Raw genomic sequence first — 3686 nt, forward strand, 5'->3', positions numbered from 1 at the left:
CTCCACGTGATCGATATCCTTGATATCCACGTCACTCATTTGTAGCAGGGAGCTGAAGGACTGATGAACGCGCGCAGTTGTTTGATGATCAGTGAGTCAGTGAGTGTTCACAGTCAGTGATGAAAGCCAAACAAATATAGTTTGTGCTTTCGGGGCAATTGCAATTTGATTCCGACGGCTTGATGTCGATAATCTGATTCCGGTCGAGTTATCGCCAATTAGGTGTTCATCTCTGACTTTGTGGACGGCTCAATTCAAACATCGAATCACTGTTGACTAGATCGTACCAATTGCCGCCCATGCGACTGATATAGTTCACCTGAGTTGGATCGATTTCCCCGTTTACCATCAAGTATTGAGCGACATGGAAATAGACGACTTCACCAATGACGTAGTTTGCAGAGTTTACCTCGTCCCCATGCGAGACGATTTGATAGAGCCGACATTCCATCGCCATCAAACTCTCGGCTACTCGTGAGGGACGAATTTTAACTGTGGGTGCTGGAGTAAAACCAGCTTGCTCCCATTCACTCACGCCGGATTCAAAATCGATTGAGGCAATATTCACCCGCTCCTGCATTCCTGCGCTGACGACATTAATCGTAAACTCACCAGTGGCTTGAATATTTTGGAGTGTATCCTTGAGCTTTCCGTAGCGATTGGTAAGTGGTGAAAAGGCAACTGAGGGTGGATTGAGTCCACCCGCCATAAAAAAGCTAAATGGGGCTAAATTTGGAATGCCATCGGCAGAGATGGTGGATACAAAGGCAATTGGGCGCGGTGCAACCAGATGGTTGAGCAATCGATAGGCTTCGGTTGGGGATAACTGGGCGCAGTCAAATCCTAAGTAGGGCTGTACGACAGTTCGATCGTGGGGATTTTGTGACATGGGATTTATGAGAGCGATCGCATGGGACAATTTATATTGTGAACGATCGTCGATTAGCAACGTGCAAGCTTTGCGTTGAAGATTAAAATCTTGGATTAGAATTATGGCTCTAACGCTGGACTATCCAGATAATTGGTCGGACATTGCCACCACAGTTAAGCAAGCGGCAGGTTATCGTTGTAACCGCTGCGGTTTGAAGTGTTTACCTCCACATAGTAGTTACCGCCATCTCGATCTCTCGCTCAGACGCAAGCTCTCGGCGCAAGTTCACCATTTAGATGGCAATCCCGCTCAGAATGATACGTCCAATCTAGTTTGTTTATGCAGCGGGTGTCATTTAAGAATGCACCGCCATCGCCCTCAACCTACGCCAGGGCAATTATCGCTGAAATTGAAACTACCAAAAGTTCGCAGATCTCGCCAGAACAAGCAAAATTGGCAGCTAACACTTACCGATCTAATCGATCGATTGCCACAATTACCACTGATATTGCATCGACAACTGAAACTAGATTTGTCTACTAGAGATACCTGCTTTACAACAGAAGTTTAGGAGAAAATAAAACCAAAAGACCCGCTCTATCGCGCATTAAATACCTGTGGGACAACGTTGTCCCACACTTAAACGATCTATTGCTGAAGGCGACTGAGATGGCGGCTGAAGCTCAGAACGTTTGAGTTTAAGAGCTTTTTGGATTTCCTTGAGTGCGCGTTCGAGATCGGCTAGTTCTTGGGCATTATTAATATCTGCCAACAACTTATTAACCTTCCCAGTCACTTTAACGACTCGATCTGGTTTAATTACAGGAGTGGGGACATGAGTATCGATCGTATCTTCAACTAACATTTTGGTTTCAATTAAAGATAATTTGTCCTCAGTTATTTGTTGAATTACCTCGGCTCTAATTTTCAAGGCATCTTCATCTGACTGTCCCAGATATTCAGGGGTAAGCCTGTCAATTTGCTTTGCCTTGCTACCTTCAATTCCATACTCTCTAATCGCCGCTTTGACATCATCTGACACTTTTAAAAGGGGGAGAATATGCTTATTAATACTAGCGGGATGAAGTTGTAAGCCTAAGATCGTCTGAAAAATCTGTTTTTCCTCATCTTTGTTCTCTAGACTATCCAGCCATAATTGTTGAGTCTGGGGATCGGCTATTTTGAGAGTATTAAAATCTGGAGCGGTACCCTCTCGCTCCATCTGACGCAGAGCGGCATGAAGAGCCTTCGGAATCTCAGTTTCTCGTCCAGCCCAGTTGGGATAACGATCGACTGTCAGTTTAATTATTGCCTCAGCGATATCCAGATCGTGGAGACGTTGCGATTGAATACTGGTAACTACCTGCCGCTCGAAGATTTCTGTCGCATTCAAGGATTCTGCCGAGGTTAAAAACACCGCGTCCAACTCCTGCCACTCTAGTTTCTGAGCACCTCGCCAGCGTAATTCACCTTCAAACAACTTATATCGATCGCCATTTGGAATTACAATAATCGGCGTGAGTTGACCCTTAGTGCGAAGGCTTTCAGCCCGTTCTTGAATTAAAGCTGGGGGAAATACAGTTCGTGGTTGAGCTTCATCACGATCGATCGAACTTATTAAAATTTTATGAATTCCAGATCGTGCCGCTAATTGTGCGGTGAGCTGCTCGATCTGAAGTTCGAGTTGAGACTGCTGGGCACTATTTAGTTCTAGGGACTTTAACTTAGCAACTTCAGATTGGAGATTCTCTACTTGAGATTGTAAACCCTCGATTTGTTGATATTCCCTAGCACCTTGAAAAGAATCGCGCAATCCGCTTAATTTTTTAGTCTGACTAGCCATATGATTATGCCTCGGTTAATAATTCCACAATTTTGTCGGTAATCGGGTCGAAATCTTTAGCAGCATCACAGCCAGGGCGATAAAGCTGAAGCGGCAATCTTTCCAAAGACGCATTGAGATAGTAATTAGATTGGCGAATTGCAGGGAAGCAATGAATCCCCATCTCTTCAATTAACACTGGCAAGGTATCGCTCAGATCGATATCAGTGCGAAGTTTCCCCTGTTTATTCAATCCCAGAAAATTCCGGTGCATGGAGGTTTCAGCCCAGTCTACTCGATTGGGAACGAATCCCAAGATTTCTGGCTTGGGGCGCAGTCTCAATTCTGACAGTTGCCTAAAATACCACCGGATAAAACCAGCAAAGCCTTCAGCATCCTTATTTTCTGGCTTAATTGGCGATAGAACGTGGGTGCTAGCAGCCAAGGCAACGACCCCCATTGGTTCTAAGGTAGCTGGGGTATCGAATAGAATGACATCGGCAGCTAGGGGGTAATCTTCGAGCCGATCTTGCAACAAATAATGTCCGCGCGGATTGAGGGGAATTTCGCGAATTACTCGCTCGATCGCCTCACCACCTTGGATAGCGGTAATTTTGTCAGTTTTTTCTGCCCAGACTGGTTTAAGTGGATAGTTTCCAGCAAAATCAGGCTCGAAGACCGTCGAGATCGAGTCTTGTGGTTCTGGATTCATGGACAATCCAGTGAAGGTACTCAAGGAACTAGAGATATCTAATTCGATAATCGTCACCTTAAATCCTTTGGCAGCGATCGCATAGGCTAAATGAACGGCAGCAGTTGTTTTACCAGATCCGCCAGCATTACTGGCAATACAAATCCGAATTTGTCTTTGAGCCACTTTGGACTGGCTACTTTTTTGCGGTAAGGTCATGTGGTAGATATGCGAACTTTACGCAAGCGTGTGGGACAACGTTGTCCCACACGATAGATTGAACCATATAAAGTGCAAATCTG

General features: G+C 45.1%; 4 protein-coding genes. 1 reads left to right on the forward strand and 3 read right to left on the reverse strand.

Going from position 1 to position 3686, the window contains the following annotated elements:
- Window positions 1-226: 226 nt before the first annotated feature.
- Window positions 227-889, reverse strand: coding sequence for a flavin reductase family protein (locus tag RMO52_RS12545; protein WP_310414618.1), 663 nt, complete (start codon window positions 887-889; stop codon window positions 227-229).
- Window positions 890-992: 103 nt separating this feature from the next.
- Here RMO52_RS12545 and RMO52_RS12550 point away from each other — a divergent pair, with 103 nt between their 5' ends.
- Window positions 993-1442 (forward strand): restriction endonuclease, encoded by a 450-nt coding sequence (locus RMO52_RS12550; RefSeq protein WP_310414621.1) that lies wholly within the window; start codon window positions 993-995, stop codon window positions 1440-1442.
- Window positions 1443-1478: 36 nt separating this feature from the next.
- Here RMO52_RS12550 and RMO52_RS12555 read toward each other — a convergent pair whose 3' ends face one another.
- Entirely contained in the window at window positions 1479-2714 is a 1236-nt protein-coding gene (locus RMO52_RS12555; RefSeq protein WP_310414622.1) for a ParB N-terminal domain-containing protein, read from the reverse strand.
- Between the two features lie 4 nt (window positions 2715-2718).
- Window positions 2719-3603, reverse strand: a complete 885-nt coding sequence (locus RMO52_RS12560; protein WP_310414623.1) for a ParA family protein — start codon at window positions 3601-3603, stop codon at window positions 2719-2721.
- Window positions 3604-3686: the final 83 nt, after the last annotated feature.

Origin of the sequence: Chamaesiphon sp. OTE_8_metabat_110 (genome assembly GCF_031382685.1) — a bacterium.
Classification (GTDB): Bacteria; Cyanobacteriota; Cyanobacteriia; order Cyanobacteriales; family Chamaesiphonaceae; genus Chamaesiphon.

Bases quoted from the DNA above. Each gene is read 5' to 3' on its own strand.
- RMO52_RS12555 (WP_310414622.1), bottom strand. From the start codon at position 2,714: ATGGCTAGTCAGACTAAAAAATTAAGCGGATTGCGCGATTCTTTTCAA.
- RMO52_RS12550 (WP_310414621.1), top strand. From the start codon at position 993: ATGGCTCTAACGCTGGACTATCCAGATAATTGGTCGGACATTGCCACC.
- RMO52_RS12545 (WP_310414618.1), bottom strand. From the start codon at position 889: ATGTCACAAAATCCCCACGATCGAACTGTCGTACAGCCCTACTTAGGA.
- RMO52_RS12560 (WP_310414623.1), bottom strand. From the start codon at position 3,603: ATGACCTTACCGCAAAAAAGTAGCCAGTCCAAAGTGGCTCAAAGACAA.